This window comes from Haladaptatus sp. (assembly GCF_049589095.1).
GTDB lineage: Archaea > Halobacteriota > Halobacteria > Halobacteriales > Haladaptataceae > Haladaptatus.
Window position 1 is genome coordinate 1 of the sequence record NZ_JBAWAC010000078.1, and the last position, 1507, is coordinate 1507.

General features: G+C 62.2%; 1 protein-coding gene. It reads right to left on the bottom strand.

Annotated elements, in window-relative coordinates:
- Positions 1-105 precede the first annotated feature (105 nt).
- Positions 106-1263, bottom strand: coding sequence for a molecular chaperone DnaJ (gene dnaJ, locus WBV42_RS02775; protein ID WP_423984682.1), 1158 nt, complete (start codon positions 1261-1263; stop codon positions 106-108).
- Between the last annotated feature and the right edge of the window lie 244 nt (positions 1264-1507).

The following is a 1507-nucleotide window of genomic DNA, read 5'->3' on the forward strand; positions in this document are numbered from 1 at the left end:
CTTGCACGAACCGCCGACGAGAGAGTTTCGATCCGGTCATACGAGGAATGTCCGTAGCTATCTATAATATCACCACAGAAACGCTTAGCTTGTTCGGTTGCGGAGTCAGAAACTGCTCTTGATTCGCTCGAAGAAGCCCTTCTCGACGTTCACTTCTTCGCCGCCTGCCTCCGCGAACTGCTCCAACGCCTCGCGTTGTTCGTCGTTCATCGAGTCCGGCGTGACGACCTGCACCTTCACGAAGAGGTCGCCGTTCCCGCGGCGTCGGAGACGGGGCATCCCCTTGCTCCGCAAGCGGAACGTCTCGCCGCTCTGGGTCCCCTTCGGTACATCCATCTCGACCGACCCCGAGAGCGTCGGAACTTCGATCTTGTCGCCGAAAACGACCTGCGGGAACGACAGCGCCATCCGATAGTACAGGTCGGCACCGTCGCGCTCGAAGTCGGGATGCTCGCGCACCCTGACTTCGATGAGCAGGTCGCCCTTCGGGCCGCCGTTCTCACCCGGTGCGCCCTCGCGTTCCATCTGGAGGGTCTGTCCGTCGGCAATCCCTGCCGGGATGTCCACTTTGAGTTTCGCCTCCCGCTGGACGACGCCGTCGCCGCCACAGTCGTTGCACGTCTCCGAATACTGTTGGCCGTCGCCGTTACAGCGCGGGCAGGTTTGGGACTGCTGGACGCGACCGAACGGCGTCTGTTGTACTTGCGTGACCTGCCCCTGTCCGTTACACTCCGGACAGGTGTTCACGTCCGCGCCCGGTGGATGCCCCTCGCCGTCACAGGCAGAACAACGCTCCGGCCGTCGAACCGATATCTGCTTCGTCACGCCCTCGAACGCCTCTTCGAGGTCGATCTCCATGCCGGTTCGGAGGTTCGCGCCCTGTCGAGGGCGGTTCGGGTTGCGACGGCCGCCACCGCCGCCGCCGAAGAACTCGTTGAAGATGTCGCCCATGCCGCCCATGCCACCGCCGCCGCCGAACGGGTTGCCCTGACCGGCACCGCCGGGTCCGCGACCGCCGTCGAACCCGCCGCGCTTTTCGGCCTGTTCGAACCGGTCGTGACCCATCTGGTCGTAGGCTTGGCGCTTCTCGTCGTCCGAGAGCACCTCTTTCGCCTTTTTCACCTTCTTGAACTTCTCGTCGGCGTCCGGGTCGTCACTCACGTCCGGGTGATACTCGGCGGCTTTCTTGCGATACGCCTTCTTGATCTCGTCCTCGTCGGCGTCCCGACTTACACCGAGTACGTCGTAGAAGTCCTCGCTCATCAGTTATCGTTTGGTAATGTAGGATGGTATTTGAATCGTCCGTCTACCGTTCGTCACGCGTTCGCCGCGAGCGGCGAACGCGTTTCCGACGAGTTAGTTCCCGTCGGCACCGGATGACGCGTTAGTTCTCGTCGTCGGAATCGTCGTCAACGTCGCCAGACTACGTCTGGCTGGCAGACGATTCTGACTATTCGTCGTCCGAATCGTCCACGTCCTCGAAGTCGGCATCGACGTACTCGTCGTC

Excerpts from the sequence above, each read along its gene's own strand:
- dnaJ (WP_423984682.1), bottom strand. The coding sequence starts at position 1,263 with ATGAGCGAGGACTTCTACGACGTACTCGGTGTAAGTCGGGACGCCGAC.